Source organism: Klebsiella sp. G-Nf4 (assembly GCF_002810615.1).
GTDB classification, from domain to species: Bacteria; Pseudomonadota; Gammaproteobacteria; order Enterobacterales; family Enterobacteriaceae; genus Klebsiella; species Klebsiella variicola.
In genome coordinates this window covers 265,951-290,212 of record NZ_PION01000003.1, presented here as the reverse complement: position 1 = coordinate 290,212, position 24,262 = coordinate 265,951, and the positions used below count along the sequence as shown (strand labels likewise).

The following is a 24,262-nucleotide window of genomic DNA, read 5'->3' as shown; positions in this document are numbered from 1 at the left end:
CCTCTTTATTTAATGCCAAGTTTAGGATAGATTTTTTTGAACTCTCTATAAGAGTATTTTAAATCTTCCATAACTTCATCAATCAAAAAAATACATTCCCCAACATTATTGTCTCTCACCCACTTGAGGAAGTCTGGTTTTGTGATATAAATAATATGGTCCATAACCATATTCATATATTTTTCATCATAAAGATGACGTTCAAATTGATCACCCATTATCTTAAACATGTTTTCCACATAAAGAGCTAAGTTATCCATTGCCATTCTTGAGAAAACTTCAGTTTTATCATTATCAAAGATAAATGATATTTCAGGCACATTTATATTTTTCATGTTATTTTCCTTTTATTAGTTAGATGTATTACGAGAAGCAGTTATAGCTTTATAAATCCACTCATCAACTTCGCTTTCAATGAAAGCAACAGCTCTTTCACCGATTTTTATTTGTTTGGGGAATTTCCCCGCGCTGATAAGTTTATAAATCCACGTCTTGCCGAACCCGGTTTTCCTTATTACTTCTGATAAGCGAATAAGTTTTAAAGTTTTATCTGTTTTGTTTTGAACCATGTTTATCTCCTGTGTTGTTCGATGGAGATAATTCTAGGATTTTGGCTGATTCTAAACTAGGGATGTTCACCAACCGTGAGTTTCGCGGAAATTTTGGAGGGAGACTCTTTATAGGGACATTCGCAGGTTGTGAACATCCCTTGTGTTTACTTTTTGTTTTTATCCGTGGCTTTATCGTTAAATGTTATCACGTCAGTGATCTTCCAGTCCTTTAACATATTGTTTTTAATATAAAAATCATTTAAAACCTTGAAGTACTCATCGTTATCAAGATAACTTTTCGCGTAATCATAATCAGTATCTTTGATGTTATCACGGCTCCGAATCCCACCAGTACCATGTAGAATGTCAGCTAAGATGTTGAAAGGTATGTTCTTACCTTCGTTGTAGAGCTGTTCCCATGAGATCAAATCCATCAAAGGGATGACTTTGTAATCAAGTATTCTTTCAAAGGTCTTATGACCAAACCGAAACATTCGTTTAGGTGGCTTAGGCGTTTTTAGGTGCTTTTGCCATAGAGCAATCAGTACTTTCAGGTGTTCTGCGAGATCGTCACTGCTGGCTTCTTCCAAGTCAATTTCAATCAGCATCTTGTTAGCAGGGTTCATGCCCCCTTGTTTAAGATACTCAGAGATGTAGTCCGAACTCACTGCAACAGGGTCTGTTTGCTCAGAATTCTCCAGCCGATACATAGCCCGCCCATAGTTGAACAATTGAACTCTGCTCATTGGTCTTACAGCATAGCTATGTGACAGTCTGTGATTGCCTGAAATCCAGTCCGATTGAAGTATCACATCACCACATCGGATTTTGGCATCATGGTATATAGCTTGCATTTGATTATCTTTGCCTGCTGTTTCCCATTGTTGCCTTGTTTTGTAAGCCAACATCCGTCTTTCAAGCTCTGCATAGATTTGTTCTAGGGTGAGGTCTTTCAGGCCATCATATCGGCGTACATCAAACCAAGATAATGCAGTCCTGATTTCTTCCATTTCCTTTTGTGTAGTCATTATTCTACCGATTGCTTTTAAGTTTCATAAAAGTTAACCCATTCAACATGATAGAGAAAGTGGAAAAGAGGGGCGGGTTTTCAAAATGGTGTGAGAGCAGATAAGTGATCTTGGATGTAAGTGCTTTAATCTTGACTAAACATCGTTTATTTACTAAAAATTAACTAATTGTTTTATATCAATTACTTTAACAAAAATAACGACAACATCATGTTGATAGAAAAAGTTAAATCAGATTCGTATAGTTAGATGGTTATGACAACAACCAATTGTTTTTAATTGACATTTTATTGATAAGAAAACAATAATGATGGTAAATATGTTGGTAAAAATATATTTAACTTTAACAAAGTCAGTAATAACAGGAGATACAGATGAAGTTCGAGTCCAGTCAGAGGAGCCAAATTTAAGAAGCCTGCTTTCGAGCAGGCTTTTTGCTTTTCAGCATCTTTTGGCCGTATAAAAAGTATCAGCTCATAATGGCTTCCAGTCGGGTCAGCACTTCATTCACAATATCGTTCATTCATTGCAAAAATTGAAAGTGGGGAGCGTAGGCTGGACATCATCGAGTTGGTCTATGTGGCACAGCTGTTGGATATCGATCCGGCTCCATTGCTGGAAAAAGTGATAAAAAAGGTGCGGGCACTTTAAGCAGTGGCTGTATATTATCTTTTTGGATTGTTACACCGCCGTTCTACCCTACGCTACAAAACAAACTCATAGTGCGACCCGTCCGGGAGCTCAACATCAAGCCGCAGCTTACCACCCGCCGCTTCAACATAACGCTTAAGGGTAGAGAGCTTCAGGTCGCGGCCCGGTTTTTCCATTCCTGCAACGGTAGGCTGTTTTATGCCTAAATCCTGAGCCATTTCTACCTGGGTCTTCTGCACCTTCTCACGTAGTTCGGCAAGATGAATATTAAGCAGGATATCCTTAGCAATAGCCTGAGCTTCGGCAACGACATCCGGTTTTTCATCTATAAGAAGCTGTTCCAGCGTTCTGCCCATCGCGTTACTCCTTCTCTTTCAATCTGTTAAGCCAGTTCGTGAATTCCCGATCTGCGACCGCGAGCATCTCATGGTAAAACCGTTTTTCATTGCCGACCTTATTTCCGGCACAAAGCACAATGCCGGTACGGGCCGGGTCAAAAGCAAAAAACGCCCGTATTGGAATGCCCCGGCTCTGAACACGCAACTCTTTCATGTTGCTGTAGCGGGAACCTCTGATCGTATCGGCATAAGGTCTGGACAAACCCGGCCCCTTTTCCCGCAAGACCAACAGCGCTGCCAGCACGCTGGCCCGATCGATATCATTGAGCGAGGTAAACCAGCGATCAAACATATCCGTTGTTTTAATCGTCCACACGGGACCTCCAGGTTAATATAGGTTAAATACTATATAGTTGTAAAGCTATAAGGGTAATAATGAAGCGATGGAATGAGGGATTCATGCGCCGTTACTGCAATGCTGAAGACGCATTCGGGTATTTCTGTGCATAACATGCAAGGTGTTCACCGTTTTACGAGCTGTGCCGAGAAACCCGATCAGGGATTGATGCAGTGTGAAGAGTGACCTTAGCTGCAACGCAGCCTGACATTTTCAAAGGTATTGTCGGTAACGGGACGACCAGCCTGGAATCAGGCCGCTTCTTGCAGGTCATGAAGCGTAAGGGCAACCCCGGGGGCCATTTGTTGCGTGGGCAAAATCACTCGATGAACGCAAAAAAGAAGCCAGCGACAGGAATAAAGTGCTTCCTTACCCTCTGGAAGCCAGTTGTATGTGTCACTATGTCTTTGACTATCCCAGTGCCCCACAAAAAGCCGGTACAAATTTTGTTATTACATTGCGCTTAACCAAAGCCGAACGTGAATCTGGAAGTTACAGAAGGACCGCGCCGGAACAAAGAGAGGGCGTCGCACAGCAGTGTTACGATGTCCCTGTTTTCAGTCGCGACGGCAAAGAGAAAAATAATGATGAGTGTGAATGGTCGCACCATACTCAAAAACCAGGACATTATTGGCTATGAATCGACCGAGTCTTCTTCAGTAGATCGCCTTGAAAAGGCCCAGAATAATATTGTCCGGTTTATGGCTTACAAAATAAAAATGAGCATCTTCAGCGCTAAATGACTCTGCTCGCCGGTGGGTATATCGCTACACACTGACGATCCCCTGCGGGGAACGCCAGCGTGTTTCCTTTCTATCCCTGCGTCACCGGTTAACGGAACGGCGGCTCGTTGAAGGTGCGTAGCTTACGCGAGTGCATGTGATCTCCCTCGGCGCGCAGCAGGTCGATCGCCCGGATGCCTATCTGCAGATGCTCGGAGATGGCGCCCTCGTAGAAGCGGTTGGCCTGGCCCGGTAGCTTGATTTCACCGTGCAGCGGTTTGTCCGAGACGCAGAGCAGCGTGCCGTAAGGCACGCGGAAGCGATACCCCTGGGCGGCGATGGTCGCGCTCTCCATATCGATAGCTACCGCGCGGCTGAGATTAAAGCGCAGCGCCGAAGCAGAATAGCGCAGCTCCCAGTTACGGTCGTCGGTGGTCACCACCGTTCCGGTACGCAGCCGCTGCTTCACTTCTTCGCCGGGCATCCCGCTCACCTGCTTGGTGGCGTCATACAGCGCACGCTGCACTTCGGCAATGCTGGGGATCGGAATATCCGGCGGCAGTACGGCATCCAGCACATGATCGTCACGCAGATAGGCGTGGGCCAGCACATAGTCGCCGATAGTCTGGCTTTCGCGCAGGCCGCCGCAGTGGCCGATCATTAACCAGACGTCCGGCCGCAATACCGCGAGATGATCGCAGATGGTTTTGGCGTTGGCCGGGCCGACGCCAATGTTAATCAGCGTGATCCCCTTGCCGTCGTGGGTGATCAGATGCCAGGCCGGCATCTGATGCTTTTTCCACGCCAGATCGGAAATGGCCTGTTCCGGCGCTTCGGTTTCCGCGGTGATCCAGATCCCGCCGGCGCAGGAGAGGGCGATATAGGGGCTGTCGGGATCGAGGATCTGGCTGCAGCCCCAGCTGACGAACTCATCCACATAGCGGGTATAGTTGGTGAACAGCACGTAGGGCTGGAAGTGTTCCGCCGGTGTGCCGGTGTAGTGACGCAGACGCGCCAGCGAAAAATCGACGCGGCGGGCGTCAAAGTGGGACAGCGGATAGAACTCGGTAGGGTGGAACAGGCCATCCGCGGTCTCATCGCCAATCTGTGACAGCTCGGTGGTGGGAAAATAGCGCGTCAGACCAGCGCTCATTGAGCGGTCGAGGGTCAGGGTGGAGCCATCTATCACATAAGGATAGGGGATTTCATGCTGCGACAGCTCGACGCTGATATGCGCGCCATAGTCCTGATACAGCAGGGTCAGCTGTTCCAGCAAATAGCTGCGGAACAGTTTCGGATTCGTAATGGTGGTGGTATAGCAACCGGCATGGGTAAAACGCCCCCAGGCGCGCGTTTTGAGGGCCTTATGGTCGGCGCCGTCCCAGGAGACCGACAGCTGCGGATAGACAAAAAGGCCTTCCGCACGGGCTTCGGTATCAGGGAGCGTATTATGGTCGATATAGTCGCCGATGGCCTTGCGTAACGCCGTGACCGATGCTTCATAGCGCGCTTCCAGCTCGGCAAGCGCTTGTTCCGGGGTCAGACTGGCGGCCTTGTGATTCATTATTCGCTCCTTATTTCAGGTCTGCTGACATTCCCGATAGTATGTCACAGCGCGAAAAGGACGAAGGGGAATTTATATATCGGATGCGAAGATACTGAGACCATAACTGGCTAAGGCCTGACGTGCTCTTTATCCGCCGAGGTTGGCCCAGCGCTCACTGCTATAATGAGTGGCTTTGAGGATCTTCAACGTCTGCGCCGGGTTATTATTCAGACAATAACGAGCATTAGCCAGCGGAGTGAGTTTATCGCCTTCCTGCAGACGGAGCCGACAGGCTTCAATTTCCGCAATCATCTCCAGCGCACCACTCTGTAGCACGACGCAGCAGGGGCTGGTCATTGAATTTTTTCGTACTTTTTTTACCCACCACTCCATCTATATCTCCCTGTCCTGTTCGCGTCCCTGCCGATAATTCATGTTTCCTCAAGGTCTGACAATAAGATTATCCCCTTGGTTTATACAGTGTTTAAAAATACGCGACCGAACGTTGATCTCATCGGTAGGTTTTTTTTCGCCAAACATGAATGATCTGCCGGGTTTAATTTCCCGGAACCGATGACTATGCTGAGAAGCAGACAGTGAAAATAGCCTGTCAGGAATAGGGCAGATGAGTTCGGCTACGCGAAAAATATAAGAGGGAGCGTCATGAAGCATGTTTTACGCCACTGGCGAACGTCGGGCGCCGTGATTGGCTCACTGCTAAAAAAAGGGATCATTGCGCTACTGGTACTGCTGGTGGTCTTTCTCGCCGGGCGGATTTATGAGTCCCAGCGTGGCCCGGCCCTGCATCGCTGGCATACCTGGAGCGCCAACGAGATGTCGGCCGAAGCGATCGACCAGGCGACCTTTGCCCAGTATCTGGCGCGGGAGAAGACGATTTTCGCCGATCTCCAGCGCGAGGTGACAGAGGCTTTGCCGGAAGAAGATAAAACCCCGGTCAACCGCTTTTATCGTCACAGCCGGGTCTGGCCGGGGCAGTTTAAGCAGGACTGGAATCGTTCTTTTGTGCTGTTGCCGCAGGGCAAGCCGCGCGGCAGCGTGGTGTTGCTCCATGGCCTGACCGATTCGCCCTACAGCGTGCGCTATCTGGCGCAACTCTGGCAGCAGCGGGGTTATGTGGCGGTGGTGCCGCGTTTGCCGGGGCACGGCACCGCGCCGGGAGCATTAACGGCGGTGGACTGGGAGACCTGGCTGGCGGCGACGCGTCTGGCGGTGCGCGAAGCGACGCGCCTGGCCGGGGCGGACGTGCCGCTGCATCTGGTCGGCTACTCTAACGGCGGCGCACTGGCGCTCAAGTATGCTCTCGATAGCCTGGAGGACAGTCACTTGCGCCAGCCCCAGCAGATTATTCTGCTGTCGCCGATGATCGGCGTGACCGCGTTTGCCCGTTTCGCTGGCCTCGCCGGGCTGCCGTCCATCTTCCCGGCGTTCGCCCGCGCCGCCTGGTTGAACGTGGCGCCTGAGTTTAATCCCTTCAAGTACAACTCCTTTCCGGTCAAGGCGGCAAGACAGTCCTGGTTATTGAGCCAGGCGCTGCAGCAGCAGATTATCCGCGCGTCCCGTCAGGGCGAGCTGAAAGCGCTGCCGCCGGTCCTGACCTTTCAGTCGGTGATGGATTCCACGGTCAGCACCCGCGCGGTGGTGGAATCCCTGTACCGCTACCTGCCGGACAACGGCAGCGAGCTGGTGGTGTTCGACATTAACCAGGCGGCGGATCTCCGGGTCCTGTTTCGTCCCGCGCTCTATGCGGCAGTCAATACGCTGCTGCCCCCGGCACCGCGGGCCTATACCACCACGGTGGTGACCAACGCGACGGCGCACACGCTGCAGACCATCGCCCGTACCACGCTGGCGCAGGAGCGGGATGAGCATCGTTATCCGTTGCATCTCGCCTGGCCGGCGGATATGTACTCTCTGTCGCATGTGGCGGTGCCGTTTCCCCTGAGCGACTCGCTGTATGGTCGCGAGCCGGACGAGAAGAACCGCTACGGCATCAGCCTGGGCACCATTTCACTGCGTGGGGAAACCGGAACGCTGAGCGTGGGGCTGGAGACGTTAATGCGCGTCACCTCCAATCCTTTCTTTCCGTGGATGCTGGCGCGCGTCGATGAGCGCATCACCTGCGGCGAGCAGGCGGCGGTGACGGCCTGCCTGAAAGCGCAGGCCAGAGCAGAGGCGTTAAAACAGGATCAGGTGCAGAACGGTACGCAGCAGGATGCCGACGATCGCCGCGGGGACGACAAAGCGAAACAGGCGGACAAACCGTGAGCTGATGCCGAGAAAAATACCGATACCGGGGAGGTCAAAGGTCTGGATCAGCAGGCCTGCCGAGGCGTTGACCTGGCTGACGGTCACTTTGCCCTGCTGGATCAGCTCAGAAATGACGCCAAAGTAGGCGGTGCCCCCGGCGACGCACTTCACCAGCGCCGGCAGAACAAAGTTCTGCGGGATATGCAGCCAGCCAAGTACCGGCTTCAGCGCCTGCTGTAGCAGGTCAATAGCCCCGGCGCCCTGCAGCAGTCCGACAATGGTTAATGACAAGATCAGCATCGGGACTGCGCCGAGCGCCAGGCGGATGGCGTCGGAGCCGGCGCTGTTGATCACCGCCAGAATGCCCTGGCTGTTTTGCTCGGCGTTAGGTAACGCTTCCGCGCGGGGATTCTCGGCGACCGATAAGCGCCGTCCGGTGACGTGCCAGGCGACGGCCGCCGCGCACAGCCCGCCGATCACCGAGATAACGATCGAGGCCAGCCAGTGCAGACCAAAAGGGGTGAGGGGATAAAAGACGTTGCCTTGCCCCATGGCGAACACCATGGCCAGCGTGGCGGCCATTTGCCGGTCCGAGACGCCGCGTTTGTCCATAATCGACAGCGTCGCAAGCGGGGCGGCGAAGCTGACAAAGTTAATCTGGATCAGGGCGAAGGCGCTCATCCCGGTTAAGCCGAAGGGCTTCAGCAGCGGGGCAACCCAGCGAACAATCACATCGAGGATGCCGCGGACCTCCAGATATTTCATGATGATCAGCATGATCACCATAATCGGCAACAGCGTATACAGTGCAACGTCAACGGATGATTTACCCGCCGCCATAATGATGCTTATGACATCCATTTACTTTTTTACCACTCGCAAAGGCATCGGTTCGCGTCATCATAATCCCGTGGGAAAGGAAATGATATGCCTTGATCCTCTCGGGATCCGGCGCCGCACGGGCGCCGGGAGAAGAGGATTACTGGCCGATATTGACCAGCGTCCGGCCGTGAATCGTGTTGCTGAGAAAATCTGCGGCATACGCTGGCGCCTGCTCCAGCGTGATTTCGGTGGCCGCCTGCTGGTAGTAGCTTTCCGGCAGGAGCTGGGCCAGACGCTGCCAGACGGCGTCGCGTTCAGCGGTCGGCACCATCACCGAGTCCACCCCCTGCAGGCGCACGTTGCGCAGAATAAACGGCATCACGGTGGTCGGTAGATCGAAGCCCCCGGCCAGACCGCAGGCGGCGACGCAGCCGCGGTATTGCGTCTGCGCCAGCACTTTGGCCAGCATCGTGCCGCCAACGGTATCCACCGCGCCCGCCCACAGCTGTTTTTCCAGCGGACGGGTCTCCGCGAAGTCGCTGCGCGGCAGGATCGCATCGGCGCCCAGCTGACGCAGGTAATCGTGCGTCGATTCCCGGCCCGATACCGCCGTCACCCGGTAGCCCAGCGCTTTCAGCAACACCACGGCGGTGGTGCCGACCCCGCCGCTGGCGCCGGTGACCAGGATATCCCCGCTTTCCGGAGTGACGCCCGCACTGATGAGGGCATCCACGCACAGCATTGCGGTAAAGCCGGCGGTGCCGATGATCATCGCCTGGCGCGCGCTGAGCGCCGCTGGCTGGGCAACCAGCCAGTCGCCTTTGATGCAGGCTTCGGTGGCCAGGCCACCCCAGTGATTTTCGCCTACGCCCCAGCCGGTGAGGATCACGGACTGACCGGGAACAAAGCGCGGATCGCGGCTTTCACTCACCCGTCCCGCAAAATCGATGCCAGGCACCATCGGGAACTGACGGATGATTTTGCCTTTGCCGGTGATCGCCAGGGCATCTTTATAGTTGAGACTCGACCAGTCGATAGCGACCCGAACGTCGCCTTCAGCAAGGGCGGGCAGGTCGATCGCTTTGACGGCGGCGACGGTGCGGTTGTCGATCTGGTCCAGAACTAATGCTTTCATGACAGAGTATTCCTCGTCGGAAGGGGGTTATCGGCGCTAACGCCGTCCTGTGCAGGTGTTTTTGTTGTCATACTGTGCGCAAAAAATTCCCAGTACTGGTGAAGCGGTGCGGCGGACTGGCACAGCCTGGCGCGCATCACCGCGCCTTCCCAGCCGATCCAGAACACCTGGGCCAGCGCGTCCGGTGAGGCGTCGCGGGCGATCCCTCCGGCAGCCTGCGCCTCGTGCAGGCAGCGGGCCACGCGCGACTCCCATGCCGTCAGGATCGCTTTTAATCGCCCGGGAAAGGTGTCGGGTAACAGCGGGGCCTCCTGCAGCAGGTTGCCCACCAGGCAGCCGCGGCGAAACTGGTATTTCTCCATCCCCTTGCCGGCATGACGCACAAAAGCCGCCATCCGTTCCAGCGGCGGCACGGCGTCGTCCAGCAGGAATTTATCTAATTTATGCGCAAAAAAGTCGCCATAGGCGCTAAGCACGGCCAGGCCAAAGGCCTCTTTGCTTTTAAAGCAGTGATAAAACGATCCCTTGGGCACATCGATATTCCTGATAACGGCCTCGATACCTGCCGCGAGATAGCCCGTTTCGGTCAGCACTTCCAAGCCTGAGCGAATCAGCGCCTGGCGCGTATCGTCAAACTGGCGATCGACCTTGGGTGGACGGCCGCGGCGGGGCTTCAGGACGGCGGAGGTATCGGGATTCATCATTTAGACCGTGTGGTTTAATTGTCGGTCAGGGTACGCCCAAACCCGGGATGGGGCAAGCGCAGCGTGGCGGAGGAGAGGGATGTCGAACAACCTGGGTCAGGAAAGTGGCCTGGCATGAGCATTTTCTGGCACTGTACGGTTATCACCGTTGTTTTCGGCAGAGAAATATTACTCTGCGAATTCTATTAGGTTGCCTGGTAATATCCGTATTCGAAATACGATAAGAAGAACTAATAATATAAAGAATATATTGATCCGTGATCACGATGAGATGGCATAGACAAGCGCCAGAGATGCCTTCATTACGCTGCCGCAGACGCGGATTGTCAATTATTTGCAGACGATGGCGGATTGACAAAGGCGGTACGATAAAACACATTGTCACCCCTGGTTCGGCATGAGGCGCCACCGTAGTTTAAATAACATCGCCATCATACCGAGATTGCTGACCTCTATTATCGGCGTCTGAAGCAATAAACCGGCGATGAAACAACACCTGCAAGGAAAGGAATAAAAGCGTGATGTACAGAATGAGTATTGCCGTCAGAGGAGGGGGCGAATGTCGCTAATTACTATTGTGTTGGTCTTTATGATGGCCATCGTCGTGACCGTGTTCGTGTCTCATCTTCTGCCCGTTAAGGTGCCGCTGCCGCTGATCCAGATCGCCGCAGGCGCCGCGCTGGCCGCCGGCGGATTTCAGGTCGATTTCGATCCGCATATCTTTTTGCTGCTGTTTATCCCGCCGCTGCTTTTCCTCGACGGCTGGCGGATCCCCAAAGACGCCTTTTTCAGGGACATGAAGCCGATTCTGTCGCTGGCGATAGGCCTGGTGATGGTGACGATCCTCGGCATTGGCCTGTTTATTCACTGGCTGATCCCGGCTATCACCGTGGCCGCGGGGTTCGCCCTCGCGGCTATTCTGTCACCCACCGATCCGGTGGCGGTATCGGCAATGACCGCCAGCTCGCCGCTTCCCTCAAGGATGGCGCATATTCTCGAAGGGGAGTCGCTGTTAAACGATGCTTCAGGCCTTGTCGCCTTTAACTTCGCCATCGCCGCGGTGCTGACCGGCAGCTTCTCCCCGGGAGACGCGGTGGTGAAGTTTTTCCTGATGGCGTTTGGGGGGATCCTTAGTGGCCTCGTGGTGGTGTGGGTCACCGGCAAGTGCAACAACTTTCTCGTGCGCCGCACCCGCGAGGAGCCGGCAATTCAGATCCTGATAAGCCTGCTTATCCCCTTTGCCGCCTACCTGCTGGCCGAGGCGTTCCATGTCTCAGGCATTCTTGCTGCGGTGGCCGCCGGCATTGCGATGCACTATGAGCAGCTGTCGGGTCCCCGACTACCGGCGACGCGTATGAAAAGCAGCGCGGTGTGGACCATGCTGCAGACGACCCTCAACGGCATGATTTTTCTCATGCTGGGCGAGCAGCTGCCGCGCATGCTGAATTCGCTTCCTGCGGTGGCCAGTCAGGCCGGCGTCTCGTCTCCCTGGTATCTGCTGCTGTACGCGGTGGCCATCACGCTGGCGCTTGGCCTGATGCGCTTTGCCTGGGTATGGCTGTCGATGACCCTGACGATTTTCCGCCGTAAGCGCCGGGGCAAGGCTATCACTATTCGTCCGCGATTCAGCATCATGGCCGTCATGGCGCTGGCGGGAGTAAAAGGTTCCGTCACCCTGGCCGGTATCCTGACGTTACCGGTGATGCTGGCGGATGGCTCGTCGTTTCCGGGGCGGGAACTGCTGATCTTTCTCTCAATGGCGGTGATCCTGATGTCGCTCATCGTGGCGGCTGTCGGCCTGCCGTACATGACCCAGTATCTTGCCGATGATTTACCCCATGACACCGGGAAGGACAATATCGGTGCGGTGATGACCGAAGTGGCGATTAACCGCCTGAATGCACTGCTGGACGAGCCGGTGGACGATCCGAATGAGCAGGCTTTGCGGGTCGATGCGGGCAATATGCTGCTGGAAACGTACCAGCGGCGGCTGCACTATAACGACAGTGACGAGGAGCAGGACGTCGGGCTGGAGCTGGCGAAGCGCGCCAGGCTGGAGAAGTATATGCAAAGAGAGGTCATTATCGCCCAGCGCCAGGAGCTGTTCCGACTGCGGCGCGCCCATAACATCAGTGATACGACCTTTTATGAAGTGCTGCGGGAGATAGATCTGAAGGAAGAAAGCTTGCGCTAACAAACATGGGCTGTGGCCCCGAGCGTAAGCGCTGGAAAGGGGCTGGTTCGCCTTCCGGAAGAGGTGTTCTGCCGCCGTATAAAACAAAGCCTGCTGGGAAGCAGGCTTTTTTATGTTGGCGCCTTTGACGGATCATGGGCTAGCGGCTCAGAAAGCAAACCTCCGCCTCTGCTTACCGCAAGGGGCCCGCTTTTCGCCCGTATTACTGAGGTGTGACACCTGCAATGCTTGACCTGGCGGGACGCGATGTCACGACTGAGTGAGGTGAGGGGGAGAGAATGCCTTGATTTTTAACTATTTATTCTTTTCAGCTATTGAAAGTCAATAAGGTTATTTGTTTTTAATGTGGGTAATGCATAAAAGTGAGGTAACGCCAAAAAGAATTTTATCGAAGTGCTTTGATGAAGGATATTATTATGCCGGAAGCGGGTGAATTGTATCTCTTGCCGAAAAGAGAAAATAACTGGCATTTAAATAATGTCGTCAATGAATTGCGTCGCGTTCGCCAGGCGTGGCGCGATGAGCACGCGAAGAATAATTATCGTAATAAACGGAGTTTACCTTCCCGGGAAAGCGTTAATTCCGTCGCGGATACATTGATAAAAGTGCTTTATCCGATGCGCTTAGGCGACGTGGACTTACGCAAAGAGGGGGAAGATTATTACGTCGGCCATTTGCTCGGCACTGCGCTGGACAGACTCACCGAAGAAGCGCTTCTGGAACTCTATTATCAGTCGGATGAGCAGGCGGAAAATGAGGTCCTGTTGCAGGAGGCGGTCAGACGCGTTCAGCAGTTTGCCAACCGTTTACCGGTGATTCGTCAGCGTCTTGACGGTGATATCCTCGCCGCTTATCAGGGCGATCCCTCCGCGCGCAGCATGGATGATGTGCTGCTGTGCTACCCGGGAATTCATGCGGTGATGCACTATCGGCTGGCCCATGAACTGCATCAGCTCGACCTTCCGCTGCTGGCGCGCATCATCACCGAAAAGGCGCATAGCCAGACCGGTATCGATATTCATCCCGGTGCGCAGATTGATGATGGGTTCTTTATCGATCACGGAACCGGCGTGGTCATTGGTGAAACCGCCATCGTCGGTAAACGAGTGCGTATTTATCAAGCCGTCACCCTGGGAGCCAAACGTTTTCTCGTCGGTGAGGATGGACAATTGCAAAAAAATTATCCTCGCCATCCTATTATTGAAGATGACGTTGTGATTTATGCCGGTGCGACAATACTTGGGAGAATTACCATCGGGGCGCGCTCTAGCATCGGAGGAAATATCTGGCTAACCCGTGATGTGCCACCGGACAGTAATGTCCAACAGGCGCGAATTCAGCAGAGGCATTTCAGCGACGGCGACGGTATTTAATCATTACAAGAATAAAAGAAACCTACCGTTCCCGTACCACTAAAATAGCAGCGTGATCATTATTATGAATTTACTTGAAACGATTGGCGCGACGCCTTTAATAGCCTTGCCCTCTTTTACTGCAGAATTATCGGGTGTCACACTGCTGGCGAAAGCTGAATTTATGAATCCCAGCGGCTCGGTGAAAGACCGCGCGGCAAAAGCGATGGTACTGGACGGTATTGCGCGGGGATTATTGACGCCGGATAAAACTATTATTGATGCGACCAGCGGTAATACCGGAATTGCTTACGCGATGATCGGCGCCGCGCTGGGGTATCACGTTCGGCTGTATCTCCCGCAGAATACCAGTCCGGAGCGTAAAAAAATAATTCGTCAGTATGGCGCCACGATTGTGGAGACTGATCCGCTTGAAGGTTCCGATGGCGCTTTTCTTGAAGTTCAGGCCCAGGTCGCCGCACACCCGGAGCGCTATTTTTATCCCGACCAGTATAACAATCCCGTTAATCCGCAAACGCATTTCGCGACCACCGGGAAAGAGATCTGGGAGCAGAGCGGAAAGCAAGTCACCCATTTTGTCGCCGGGATGGGTACGTCAGGCAGTTTTGTCGGCACCGCCCGACGGCTGAAATTCGAGGATCCGCGGGTGAAAACCCTCGCCGTGCAGCCCGCTTCGCCATTCCATGGCATTGAAGGGACTAAGCATATGGGCAGCAGCATTAAACCCGGCATTCTCGACGAAACCCTGTTTGATGGTGTGATTTCCGTCACCACCGAGGAGGCCTATGCGAGCGCGCGACGCCTCGCCCGGCGGGACGGCATTTTTGTCGGTATTTCATCTGGCGCCAATGTTGCCGCCGCCGCACGGCTGGCCCGCACGCTGCCGGCTGGTTCGGTGGTGGTCACGCTGCTGTGCGATGTGGGCTCCCGCTATTTGACCGACCCTTTCTGGAATGAAACTCATGATTGAATTGACTCGCGAAATCGCCAGACAGATTGGCGCTGAAGGGGAAAAGACCTATCCCAATGAATGCTGTGGTGCGCTTTTTGGCCATTTATCTGCGCAGGGCGATGGCCGCGTGACGGCTATTTTCCCCATCGTCAACGCGCGGGAATCGGAAGAGCAGTACCACCGCTTTGTTATCACTGCCGACGACGCCTTGCGGGCGGAGCGTGCTGCGCTGGCGGACGGTGTGGATGTCATCGGCTATTACCATTCGCACCCCGATCATCCGGCCATTCCATCGGAATTTGACCGTGAACATGCGCTGCCGTTTTACGCCTACATCATCGTGGCGGTCGCGCAGCGGCAGGCGGGGGCGCTGACCAGCTGGCGGCTCACGCAGGACCGTCTGCGCTTTTTGCAGGAGGAAGTGCACATCGTTTCATGACGTGAATAACAGGCACAACGTTGCCGGAAACCAGAGCAAAACACGGAGAGATTATCACTATGGCATCGACATTACTGATCCCCACTGCGCTACGCGCGTTCACCGACGGTCAGGGGAAGGTGACCCTCGAAGGTCACACCGTTGGGCAACTGGTCGCGGCGCTGGCGGCGCGATATCCGGACATTCAGCCGCATCTGTATGACGACGCAGGCGCGTTGCGCAGCTTTATCAATCTGTATGTGGGAGAACACAATATTAAAACTACCGGTGGGCTGGAGACACCGGTTAGCGATGGGGCGGAAGTGCTGCTGGTTCCCGCCATTGCCGGTGGCGTCGGGAAGGCGATATGAGTAGACCGAGTATTATCCCGGACGACCGTCTGACGGAACTGACGCATGCTGAAATTGCCCGTTACAGCCGCCACTTGCTGCTGCCGGAAGTCGGGCTTGAGGGGCAAAAGCGTCTGAAGGCCGCCCGCGTGTTGCTTATTGGCACCGGCGGGTTGGGGGCGCCAGTGGCGCTTTATCTGGCCGCGGCGGGTGTCGGTAAGCTGGGGATTGTCGACTTTGATTTTGTCGATATCTCCAACCTGCAAAGGCAGATTATTCACAGCACCAAAGATATTAACCGGCCCAAAGTCGCTTCGGCGAAAGACAAGATTAAAGCAATCAACCCCGAGATTCAGGTGGAAACCTATAACGCCACCCTGAGCAGTAAAAACGCGCTCGAGATCATCCGCGAATACGACCTGGTGGTCGACGGCACGGACAATTATCCCACCCGGTATCTGATCAACGATGCCTGCGTGTTACTGGGTAAGCCGCTGGTCTACGGTTCCATCTTCCAGTTTGAAGGACAGGCCAGCGTCTTTTATGCCGGGCAAGGACCCTGCTACCGCTGCCTTTATCCCGAGCCACCGCCGCCGGGTCTGGTGCCCTCCTGCGCGGAAGGCGGTGTGGTCGGTGTGTTGCCGGGAATTATTGGCACGATTCAGGCCGCGGAAGCCATCAAGCTTATCGTCGGCGGCAGCGAGAGCCTGATCGGCCGTCTGCTGCTCTTTGATGTGTGGCAGATGAAGCAACGTGAACTGCGGCTGGAGAGGGACCCCGGCTGTCCGGTCTGCGGTGAGCATCCGTCGATCCATGCGCTCATCGACTATGAGGAGTTTTGCGGGCTGAAACCTGATGAGTCAGAAGTACCCATTGAAAGCGTCACGGCGCTTGAGCTTCACGCCTGGATAGAGGAGGGAAAACCCCTGCAACTGATCGACATTCGTGAGCCCCACGAAAGAGCGATCGCAAAATTTCCGCAGGCCAAAGTGATGCCGCTGGGCCAGATAGTCAGACGTATCGATGAATTCGATCCGACGGTCGATGCGGTGTTTCTGTGCAAGATAGGGCAGCGCAGTATTTTCGCCATTCGGGCACTCCAGCGCGCAGGTTATCAGGGGCGCGTGATGAATTTAAAAGATGGCCTAAACGCCTGGGCGCGGGATGTCGATACCCGTTTACCGCAGTACTAACCTTCAGCTCCACTCTTTCAAACACTAAGGACTTAACATGGCAGAACAAAAAAGTATTAATGCACTGGGGCGTGAAGCCGCGTATCAGTTAGCGAACGTGACCAAAACGGCGCCGCAATTCGCGGCAATTACTCCGCGCTGGGTCAGCCGTTTTCTCGATTATAAAGGGCTGGAGTCGGGAATTTATCGCGTCAACAAGGTCGTGGAGGGGGAGACGCCGCTGGACGTATTATGCAGCCAGGATCCTTCGCGCGTAGAGATACCGCAGGGCTATATTGAGTATCAGACCACACCGCGTGAATATCAGTTGGATTCGATCTCGACCATTATTAACGTCGATACCAAAATCGCCGATCTCTACAGTTCGCCCTATGACCAGGCGTCAGAGCAAATTGCGCTGGCGATCGAAAGCCTGCGTGAACGTCAGGAAAGCCAGCTTATCAATAATGATGAATATGGACTGCTGAAAAATATTGATGACTCGCAGCGCATTCAGACCCGCAACGGCCGCCCGACGCCGGATGATCTGGATGAGTTGTTGTCAAAAGTGTGGAAAGAGCCTTCCTTCTTCCTCGCCCATCCGCGGGCCATTGCCGCCTTTCAGCGTGAGGCCACGCGCCGCGGTGTGCCGCCGGTCACGGTGAACCTGCATGGCGGGACTTTTATTCTGTGGCGCGGTATTCCGCTGATCCCTTCCGATAAACTGTTTGTCGACGGACTGAAGAACCCAAAAAGCCAGGGCGGGAAAACTAATATTCTGCTGATACGCTCCGGGGAAAATAAACGCGGCGTGCTGGGACTTTATCAGGAAGGGCTGCCAAACGAGCAGTCTCGCGGGCTGTCGGTGCGCTTCCGCGGGATCGATGACAACGGCGTGGCCTCTTATTTACTCTCACTTTATTGCTCCGCCGCGATCCTGGCCGATGACGCCATTGCCGTGCTGGAAGATGTTGAAGTGGGTGAATATTATGACTACGAGTAATTTATTCACGCTTCCCTATGCGCCAGGCGGATGGCCCGGCGAGGTGGGTGACGCCCCCTCTGCACGCGATTATGGCCTGCCCGACGCGCGGGATCTGCAAGGATTGTTAGGCGATACGCCCGCCCGTCCGCGCGGAGTGGAGGCGGCCTACGCGCCGCGGGTGGTGCCACTGGGCCAGGAGAGCAGGGCGGATATCGCCCCTCGCGGGTTTGCGTCATTGCCTGCTTTCGGCTCCCGGCCTGCGCCAGCGGCGCGGGTTGGGCAGATCCCGGTTGAGCGGATCCGTGCGGATTTTCCGATCCTCGCCGAACAGGTGGAGGGGCATCCGCTGGTGTGGCTGGATAATGCCGCGACGACCCAGCGCCCGAAGCAGGTTATCGATCGCATCAGCCATTATTATTTGCACGAGAACTCGAACGTTCATCGGGCGGCGCATACGCTTGCCGCCCGTTCCACCGATGCTTATGAAGCCGCACGGGAGAAAGTATCGCGCTTTATTGGCGCCCGCGGCCCGGAGAATATCATCTTCGTGCGCGGCACCACGGAGGGACTCAACCTTATCGCGCACAGCTACGTGAAGCCGCTGCTACGCCCTGGGGATGAAATTATTCTCACGCAGCTTGAGCATCACGCCAACATTGTCCCGTGGCAACTTATTGCGCAGGAGACGGGTGCGACGATCCGCGTTGCGCCGGTTGATGAGCACGGACAGCTGATCGTCGAGGAGTATATTCGGTTATTCAACGATAAAACCCGTTTTGTGTCCGCCACTCACGTTTCCAACGCCCTGGGGACCGTGACGCCGGTTCAGGAACTGGTGCAGATCGCCCATCGTTTTGGCGTGCGTATCGCCATCGACGGCGCGCAGTCTATCTCGCATATTCCGACCAACGTCACGGCGCTGGATGCCGATTTCTTCGTCTTCTCCGGGCATAAAATTTTTGGACCTACCGGGATCGGCGTCGTCTATGGCAAGCAGGAGGTGCTGGAAGAGGCGCGCCCGTACCAGGGTGGCGGGAACATGATTGCCGACGTGACCTTTGAACTGACGCGCTATCAGCCTTCGCCGAATAAGTTTGAAGCGGGAACGGGCAATATTGCCGATGCCGTCGGTCTGGGGGCGGCCATCGACTATGTGACCTCACTGGGGATTGAAAATATTGCGCAGTATGAGCATGCCTTACTGGAGTATGGGATTGCGAAGCTGTCGGCTATTCCGGGCCTGACGCTGGTCGGCACCGCGGCGAACAAAACCAGCGTCTTGTCTTTTGTGCTGGCGGGGCATGAAAATGAAGCCGTGGGGCGCTATCTCAGTCAGGTTGGCATCGCTGTGCGGTCCGGGCATCACTGTGCGCAACCGATCCTGCGTCGTTTGGGCTATGAGAGTACCGTCCGGCCTTCGCTGGCTTTTTATAACACGCCGCAGGAAATTGATTTTCTCGCCGAACAGGTTGCCCGATTTGCCGCGCGGCAATGACGCCGCAACCCGCGTAAGGCCGCATGAAAACCGAAAAGCAAAAAGCCTGCTCGAAAGCAGGCTTTTTTAAATTTGGCTCCTCTGACTGGACTCGAACCAGTGACATACGGATTAACAGTCCGCCGTTCTACCGACTGAACTACAGAGGAATCGTGTGAACGGGGCGCATATTAACGATGCCATCCGGCCTTGTCAAAGCCTGATTCAAAGAATTGCGTTCAACTGCTGACAATTTCAACAACCCCTGGCTGGGCGCCGCTTTTTTCACCATTACGCACCGTTGCGGTGCAAAAATACCCCTAATGGGGCATACCACAATCTGCTTACCGGGCAAATAAAAGCTGGATTGTTATCACTATCCCTTATAACACGGCCTCTGGCGGGCAGCGGCAGCGCAATTGAAAAGCTGGCAAGCAAATTGCAGAACCAGTTGCATCATACTTCCAGCGTTGACGCTGGCGTTCCTTACAGGAGGCAAAATGAACTTAAGACGACTGAAATATTTTGTGAAAATCGTCGATATCGGCAGTCTGACCCAGGCCGCTGAAGTCTTGCACATCGCACAACCGGCCTTGAGCCAGCAGGTCGCGACCCTGGAAGGTGAAATGGACCAGCAGTTGCTGATACGCACCAAGCGAGGGGTCACGCCAACAGAAGCCGGTAAAATTCTCTACACCCATGCGCGAACCATCCTGCGCCAGTGTGAGCAGGCGCAGCTGGCGGTCAATAACGTCGGCCAGACGCTGCGTGGTCAGGTCTCGATTGGCCTGGCGCCGGGCACGGCAGCTTCTGCCATTACCATGCCGTTGCTACAGACGGTGCGTAATGAGTTGCCCGAGGTGATGGTCTATCTGCAGGAGAGCAGCGGCACTGCGCTGAATGACAAGCTGCTGGCGGGTCAGCTGGATATGGCGGTGCTGTATGAGCGTTCGCCAGTGGCCGGTATCGTCAGCCAGCCGCTGCTGAAAGAGGATCTCTATCTGGTGGGTACCCGCGACTGCCCGGGACAGAGCGTGGATCTCACGGCGGTGGCGGAGATGAACCTGTTCCTGCCGCGGGATTACAGCGCGGTTCGGGCGCGGGTCACTGAGGCGTTCACCCTGCGTCGTCTGTCGGCGAAAATTATCGGCGAGATCGAATCCATTACCACCCTGACCGCGGCTATCGCCAGCGGTATGGGGGCGACGGTCCTGCCGGAATCCGCTGCCCGCTCCCTGTGCGGCGCGGCAAACGGCTGGATGGCGCGGATTAGCACGCCATCGATGAGCCTGTCGCTGTCGCTGAATATGTCGGCACGCGGCAGTCTGTCGCCGCAGGCGCAAGCGGTGAAAGAGATCCTGCTGTCTCTGGTGAGCCGCCCGTCGCTGGAGAACCGTGAACTGCAGCTGGTTAGTTAGGCTATATTCTCTTAAGGAATAAGTTGCTGGTTTTTATTATTTGTTACCTGGGACAACAGACTTTAACAATAGCAGATACGTTAAGTCCATTGGCCCGGAGGAAAGGGTGAACTTCCAGCAACTGAAAATTATCCGTGAGGCGGCCCGTCAGGATTACAACCTGACGGAAGTCGCGAATATGCTCTATACCTCGCAGTCAGGCGTCAGCCGCCATATCCGGGAACTGGAAGAGGAGCTGGGGATTGAGATCTTTATCCGTCGCGGTAAGCGCCTGTTAGGCATGACCGAGCCGGGTAAAGCGCTGTTATCCATTGCCGAGCGCATCCTCAATGAAGCCAGCAACGTCCGGCGGCTGGCGGATCTCTTTACCAATGATGCCTCCGGCGTCTTAACCATCGCCACCACCCACACCCAGGCGCGCTACAGCCTGCCGCCGGTGATTAAAGCCTTCCGCGAGCTGTTCTCAGATGTTCGCGTCGAGCTGGTGCAGGGCACCCCGCAGGAAATCGAAGCGCTGCTGCATAACGGCGGGGCGGATATCGGTATCGCCAGCGAGCGCCTGAGCAACGACCCGACGCTGGCGGCTTTCCCCTGGTTCCGCTGGCATCACAGCCTGCTGGTGCCGAAGGATCATCCTTTGACGCAGGTTTCTCCTCTGACGCTGGAGGCGATCGCCCGCTGGCCGTTAATCACCTATCGCCAGGGGATCACTGGCCGTTCGCGAATCGATGAGGCCTTCAACCGCAAAGGGCTGATGCCGGATATTGTGCTGAGCGCCCAGGATTCCGATGTCATCAAGACCTATGTCGAGCTGGGGCTGGGCGTCGGGCTGGTCGCCGAGCAGTCCGGGGATGCCAGGGAAGCGGACACCTTTACGCGCCTCGATACCCGCCATCTGTTCGATGCCAATACCGTGTGGCTGGGGTTGAAGCGGGGCCAGCTCCAGCGCAACTACGTCTGGCGCTTTATCGAACTGTGCAATGCCGGACTGTCGCTGGATGAAATTAAGCGTCAGGCGATGGAGCCGGAAGAGGCTGCTATCGACTATCAGATTTAAGTCATGGTGGGTCAGCGGATCGAGGCGAGGAAATAACGCTATAATTCACACACGAGAGTCGCGACTGAGGAAGGGAAAATGACGATGCGGCGTGTGAAATTACTTTGTTCTGCGCTGATGCTGCTCGCCAGCCACGGCGCACTGGCCGTCAGCTATCCGCTGCCGCCGGAGGGAAGCCGTCTGGTGGGCAGCGCATTTACCATCGCCGTCCCGGAGAACAACACCCAACCGCTGGAAAGTTTTGCTGCCCAGTACGGCCAGGGGTTGAGCAATATGCTGGAGGCCAACCCCGGCGTCGATGTCTATTTGCCGCACTCCGGTTCGACGCTGACTATTCCGCAGCAGTTGATCCTGCCTGACACCGTGCGCGAAGGGATCGTCATCAACGTCGCCGAAATGCGTCTCTATTATTACCCGCCGCTGGGCAATAGTGTGGAAGTGCTGCCAATCGGCATTGGCCAGGCCGGGCGCGAAACCCCGCGTAACTGGGTGACGGCGGTAGAGCGCAAGCAGGAGGGACCCACCTGGGTTCCGACCGCCAATACCCGGCGCGAGTATGCGAAAGAGGGCAAAACCCTGCCGGCGCTGGTGCCGCCCGGGCCTGATAATCCGATGGGGCTGTATGCGATCTACATCGGCAGGCTGTATGCCATCCACGGCACCAACGCTAACTTTGGCATCGGGCTGCGCGTCAGCCAGGGGTGCATTCGCCTGCGCAATGACGATATTAAATTCCTGTTTGATAACGTACCAGTGGGGACGCGCGTCCAGCTGATCGATCAGCCGGTGAAGTACACCGTGGAGCCGGACGGTAGCCATTGGCTGGAGGTGCACGAGCCGCTGTCGCGCAACCGGGCGGAATTTGAATCCGACCGAAAGGTCCCGCTACCGATGACCTCGGCGCTGCGCGAGTTTACCCAGGGGCCGGGAGTGAGTCCTTCGCAGGCCGAGCAAACTCTGCAACGCCGCTCCGGCATGCCGGTGAATATCAGCGCCTCAGCGGTGCAGGGGAGTTTGTAGCGGGTCGTTTAGCCTGATTAACGGTTATTGTAAGAAGGCTCTTTTGCTGTCGATGCATTCAACGTTGTTGGGGATAAGGATCGGGAAACCGATCCTTAACTTATGAGCAGTGGCGGTGATGGCGTTTTAATGAGGGTGCCAGGAGATGCTCAGGAGGAGATGATAAAATCTGCAAATATATCTATGGACTTAATATTGTTACTGAGGATCTTTTTTTTGGCTGCCATTGTCCATGAAAGCGAAGATACCGCTTATGATAGCCAATATCCAGAATATAATACTAATGAGTTTTGCAGAATCCATATTATCAAAACACTCCTGACCACAGCCACTACCGCTGACCCCCATCCCGACGATCATGAAGCTCATCATGCCGCTCAGCAATGCCAGAATCACGAAAACTACCGTGATGATAATTTTTATACCTTTTTTCATAAATTAATATCCTTATTTTATTAAATGCAATTTTCTATAATTACAATGAATGGTGCGGGAATGACGATATTAAAGATAAAGTGTACCTCATCGGTAATCCCATGAATACTGTAGTTAGGCAAACAGACTAGTGTTAGGGGAAATATTTCCAACGAGTCCCGAATAGGACGGCAATCCCGCATTATAGTTCTCGGATTCGTTATAAATATTTAAATTGGGAAAACGATTTCTATTATTCACTTTCGTTCAAAACAACGGGAATGATCACCCATCGTCGTTGATAAGCGAATCAGGGAGCTGGGATGTCGTTATTTATTATTGGTAATGGGGACATGCTGCTGCATCAATTCAACGATCCAGTCAATAAAAACGCGCAGTTTGCCGTTGACATGGCGGTTCGGCGGAAACGCCAGGTGCAGGGGCATTGGGCTGATACGCCATTGTGTAAATAACGGAATCAAAGCGCCAACAGCCTGATGTGCTGCCGCCATATAGATTGGCAGCGCAATCACGCCTAACCCGGCTAATCCAGCTTCGAGGTAAGCATTGCCGTCATCTACGGCAAGCACATAATTGCCCGTAATTTCAATCTGTTCACTCTCACTGCGCAGAACCAGAGGATCAATCTTACGGGGGCGTGAGGACACGAATCCTACTATGCGATGGTCGGTGTTTTGCAGTTCTCGCGGGTGCGCAGGGGCGCCAAGGCGTTCCACATAATGGGGGGCGACGTAGACGCCGATTTGCAAATCGCCGACATGGCGTGCGATTAGGGACTGGTCGGTGATTTCACCACCGCGCAGAACGCAATCCACGTTGTCGCCGATCAGATCCACCACCCGGTCGCTCACACCCATGTCGAACTGGATATCTGGGTAGCGGGCGTGGAAAGCCGGTAGCGCCGGCACCAGAATAAGGCGGGCCAGCGGGCTGGGTACATCCACCCGTAGCCGTCCCCTGGGCGTCATCGCCGCACTGGACAGGCTGTTTTCAGCATCCTCCATGTCCGCCAGCAGACGGATGACGCGTTCGTAGTAGACCGCGCCATCAGGAGTCACACCGAGTTTGCGGGTGGTGCGATGGAGCAATTTGACGCGCAGGCGCGCTTCCAGCTGCTGAATGAGTTGCGTCACCGTGGTTTTGCTCATATGAAGCGTTTGAGCAGCCTTCGTGAAGCTACCTGCCTCCACCACGCGAGCAAAGGCGCGCATCGCATCGAAACGATCCATTCCTTATCCTCTCTTTTCACCGA

General features: G+C 54.8%; 24 protein-coding genes, 1 tRNA gene and 1 pseudogene. 13 read left to right on the top strand and 13 right to left on the bottom strand.

Features of this window, described 5'->3' with window-relative positions; translation table 11 throughout:
• Positions 1-5: 5 nt before the first annotated feature.
• From CWM57_RS09645 to CWM57_RS09625, 5 genes are all read right to left on the bottom strand, one after another.
• Complete coding sequence (locus CWM57_RS09645) at positions 6-335, bottom strand: hypothetical protein (RefSeq protein WP_001588070.1); 330 nt, start codon at positions 333-335, stop codon at positions 6-8.
• Between the two features lie 15 nt (positions 336-350).
• Positions 351-569 carry a helix-turn-helix transcriptional regulator gene (locus CWM57_RS09640; RefSeq protein ID WP_002911792.1) on the bottom strand — a complete coding sequence of 73 codons (219 nt, stop codon included), beginning with the start codon at positions 567-569 and terminating at the stop codon, positions 351-353.
• Positions 570-715: 146 nt separating this feature from the next.
• Positions 716-1,579 carry a DUF6387 family protein gene (locus CWM57_RS09635; protein WP_032443437.1) on the bottom strand — a complete coding sequence of 288 codons (864 nt, stop codon included), beginning with the start codon at positions 1,577-1,579 and terminating at the stop codon, positions 716-718.
• Between the two features lie 704 nt (positions 1,580-2,283).
• Positions 2,284-2,586: a helix-turn-helix domain-containing protein gene (locus CWM57_RS09630; RefSeq protein WP_061153979.1), complete on the bottom strand. Its 303-nt coding sequence runs from the start codon at positions 2,584-2,586 to the stop codon at positions 2,284-2,286.
• A 4-nt stretch (positions 2,587-2,590) separates the two neighbouring features.
• A complete protein-coding gene (locus CWM57_RS09625; protein ID WP_074385362.1) occupies positions 2,591-2,944 on the bottom strand; it encodes a type II toxin-antitoxin system RelE/ParE family toxin in 354 nt (117 codons plus the stop codon).
• A 605-nt stretch (positions 2,945-3,549) separates the two neighbouring features.
• Here CWM57_RS09625 and CWM57_RS27575 point away from each other — a divergent pair.
• Entirely contained in the window at positions 3,550-3,708 is a 159-nt protein-coding gene (locus tag CWM57_RS27575) for a hypothetical protein (RefSeq protein WP_165784169.1), read from the top strand.
• Between the two features lie 88 nt (positions 3,709-3,796).
• Here CWM57_RS27575 and CWM57_RS09615 read toward each other — a convergent pair whose 3' ends face one another.
• Both CWM57_RS09615 and pmrD read right to left on the bottom strand, forming a co-directional pair.
• Entirely contained in the window at positions 3,797-5,251 is a 1,455-nt protein-coding gene (locus CWM57_RS09615) for an AMP nucleosidase (protein ID WP_061153980.1), read from the bottom strand.
• 129 nt (positions 5,252-5,380) lie between these two features.
• Positions 5,381-5,626, bottom strand: coding sequence for a signal transduction protein PmrD (pmrD, locus tag CWM57_RS09610; protein ID WP_100675364.1), 246 nt, complete (start codon positions 5,624-5,626; stop codon positions 5,381-5,383).
• Between the two features lie 270 nt (positions 5,627-5,896).
• On the opposite strand from pmrD, the gene CWM57_RS09605 reads away from it, so the two are divergent.
• Entirely contained in the window at positions 5,897-7,519 is a 1,623-nt protein-coding gene (locus tag CWM57_RS09605) for an alpha/beta hydrolase (protein ID WP_100675365.1), read from the top strand.
• Here the strand turns inward: CWM57_RS09605 and CWM57_RS09600 are convergent.
• The 3 genes and pseudogenes from CWM57_RS09600 to CWM57_RS09590 all read right to left on the bottom strand — a co-directional run bounded on the left by CWM57_RS09600 (position 7,430) and on the right by CWM57_RS09590 (position 10,159).
• Positions 7,430-8,362: a nucleoside recognition domain-containing protein gene (locus CWM57_RS09600; protein ID WP_012967638.1), complete on the bottom strand. Its 933-nt coding sequence runs from the start codon at positions 8,360-8,362 to the stop codon at positions 7,430-7,432. The two genes, CWM57_RS09605 and CWM57_RS09600, sit on opposite strands and share 90 nt — an antisense overlap.
• A 118-nt stretch (positions 8,363-8,480) precedes the next feature.
• Positions 8,481-9,458 (bottom strand): MDR family oxidoreductase, encoded by a 978-nt coding sequence (locus CWM57_RS09595; protein ID WP_100630769.1) that lies wholly within the window; start codon positions 9,456-9,458, stop codon positions 8,481-8,483.
• Positions 9,379-10,159 (bottom strand): annotated as a pseudogene (locus CWM57_RS09590) (TetR family transcriptional regulator C-terminal domain-containing protein). Before CWM57_RS09590 ends, CWM57_RS09595 begins: the two are co-directional and overlap by 80 nt.
• Before the next feature lie 562 nt (positions 10,160-10,721).
• Between CWM57_RS09590 and CWM57_RS09585 the strand changes: the two are divergent.
• The 8 genes from CWM57_RS09585 to CWM57_RS09550 all read left to right on the top strand — a co-directional run bounded on the left by CWM57_RS09585 (position 10,722) and on the right by CWM57_RS09550 (position 19,101).
• A complete protein-coding gene (locus CWM57_RS09585; RefSeq protein ID WP_100675366.1) occupies positions 10,722-12,356 on the top strand; it encodes a Na+/H+ antiporter in 1,635 nt (544 codons plus the stop codon).
• Positions 12,357-12,799: 443 nt separating this feature from the next.
• Positions 12,800-13,729: a serine O-acetyltransferase EpsC gene (gene epsC / locus CWM57_RS09580; protein WP_008804177.1), complete on the top strand. Its 930-nt coding sequence runs from the start codon at positions 12,800-12,802 to the stop codon at positions 13,727-13,729.
• A 64-nt stretch (positions 13,730-13,793) separates the two neighbouring features.
• Positions 13,794-14,699, top strand: coding sequence for a PLP-dependent cysteine synthase family protein (locus CWM57_RS09575; RefSeq protein ID WP_100675765.1), 906 nt, complete (start codon positions 13,794-13,796; stop codon positions 14,697-14,699).
• Positions 14,692-15,120: a Mov34/MPN/PAD-1 family protein gene (locus tag CWM57_RS09570; RefSeq protein ID WP_100630767.1), complete on the top strand. Its 429-nt coding sequence runs from the start codon at positions 14,692-14,694 to the stop codon at positions 15,118-15,120. Before CWM57_RS09575 ends, CWM57_RS09570 begins: the two co-directional genes overlap by 8 nt.
• Positions 15,121-15,179: 59 nt before the next feature.
• Positions 15,180-15,470, top strand: a complete 291-nt coding sequence (locus tag CWM57_RS09565) for a MoaD/ThiS family protein (RefSeq protein ID WP_008804180.1) — start codon at positions 15,180-15,182, stop codon at positions 15,468-15,470.
• Positions 15,467-16,642 (top strand): molybdopterin-synthase adenylyltransferase MoeB, encoded by a 1,176-nt coding sequence (gene moeB / locus CWM57_RS09560; protein ID WP_100675367.1) that lies wholly within the window; start codon positions 15,467-15,469, stop codon positions 16,640-16,642. Before CWM57_RS09565 ends, moeB begins: the two co-directional genes overlap by 4 nt.
• A gap of 37 nt (positions 16,643-16,679) precedes the next feature.
• On the top strand, positions 16,680-17,624 hold the full coding sequence (locus CWM57_RS09555) for a family 2A encapsulin nanocompartment shell protein (RefSeq protein WP_074385369.1): 945 nt from the start codon (positions 16,680-16,682) through the stop codon (positions 17,622-17,624).
• The gene (locus CWM57_RS09550; RefSeq protein ID WP_100630765.1) at positions 17,611-19,101 is read left to right on the top strand and encodes a cysteine desulfurase; all 1,491 of its coding nucleotides are present in this window, start codon (positions 17,611-17,613) and stop codon (positions 19,099-19,101) included. The genes CWM57_RS09555 and CWM57_RS09550 overlap by 14 nt, the downstream gene beginning before the upstream one ends.
• Before the next feature lie 73 nt (positions 19,102-19,174).
• On the opposite strand, the gene CWM57_RS09545 is transcribed toward CWM57_RS09550, so the two are convergent.
• A tRNA-Asn gene (locus CWM57_RS09545) sits at positions 19,175-19,250 on the bottom strand.
• A 330-nt stretch (positions 19,251-19,580) separates the two neighbouring features.
• On the opposite strand from CWM57_RS09545, the gene nac reads away from it, so the two are divergent.
• The 3 genes from nac (at position 19,581) to ldtA (ending at position 22,575) form a co-directional block, all read left to right on the top strand.
• A complete protein-coding gene (nac, locus tag CWM57_RS09540; protein WP_002911729.1) occupies positions 19,581-20,498 on the top strand; it encodes a nitrogen assimilation transcriptional regulator NAC in 918 nt (305 codons plus the stop codon).
• A gap of 106 nt (positions 20,499-20,604) precedes the next feature.
• Complete coding sequence (gene cbl / locus CWM57_RS09535; RefSeq protein WP_004180456.1) at positions 20,605-21,555, top strand: HTH-type transcriptional regulator Cbl; 951 nt, start codon at positions 20,605-20,607, stop codon at positions 21,553-21,555.
• Between the two features lie 78 nt (positions 21,556-21,633).
• Positions 21,634-22,575: a L,D-transpeptidase gene (ldtA, locus tag CWM57_RS09530; protein WP_061153989.1), complete on the top strand. Its 942-nt coding sequence runs from the start codon at positions 21,634-21,636 to the stop codon at positions 22,573-22,575.
• Positions 22,576-22,773: 198 nt separating this feature from the next.
• Here the strand turns inward: ldtA and CWM57_RS09525 are convergent, their stop codons facing one another.
• Entirely contained in the window at positions 22,774-23,010 is a 237-nt protein-coding gene (locus tag CWM57_RS09525; RefSeq protein ID WP_008804185.1) for a hypothetical protein, read from the bottom strand.
• A 308-nt stretch (positions 23,011-23,318) separates the two neighbouring features.
• Positions 23,319-24,239: a LysR family transcriptional regulator gene (locus tag CWM57_RS09520; RefSeq protein WP_100675368.1), complete on the bottom strand. Its 921-nt coding sequence runs from the start codon at positions 24,237-24,239 to the stop codon at positions 23,319-23,321.
• Positions 24,240-24,262: the final 23 nt, after the last annotated feature.